We start from the raw sequence: 243 nt of genomic DNA on the forward strand, positions 1-243 counted from the left end.
CTGATGATCTAGATGTTAACATACCTGCATAAGTAGCATCATACATGTACCCTCCGAATTGGTATCCGAAATTCACAGAAAGGTTAATTCCTTTATATCCTACTTTAGTTCCAAATCCTCCATAATATTTAGGGTTTGCAGATTTATCTAGTGAATAAAGAGTAGCAGCAGCATAGTTCTCAGTAGTTGTTTGTCCTGTAACATTACCATTTGCATCTTTTGTATCTACATACCATATACCAT

General features: G+C 35.0%; 1 protein-coding gene. It reads right to left on the minus strand.

Going from position 1 to position 243, the window contains the following annotated elements; translation table 11 throughout:
- The coding region (locus SB679_RS25895; RefSeq protein ID WP_410705249.1) for a hypothetical protein at nt 1–243 on the minus strand (243 nt) is incomplete at both ends.

Source organism: Chryseobacterium sp. SIMBA_029, assembly GCF_046535275.1.
In the GTDB taxonomy this organism is placed as follows: domain Bacteria; phylum Bacteroidota; class Bacteroidia; order Flavobacteriales; family Weeksellaceae; genus Chryseobacterium.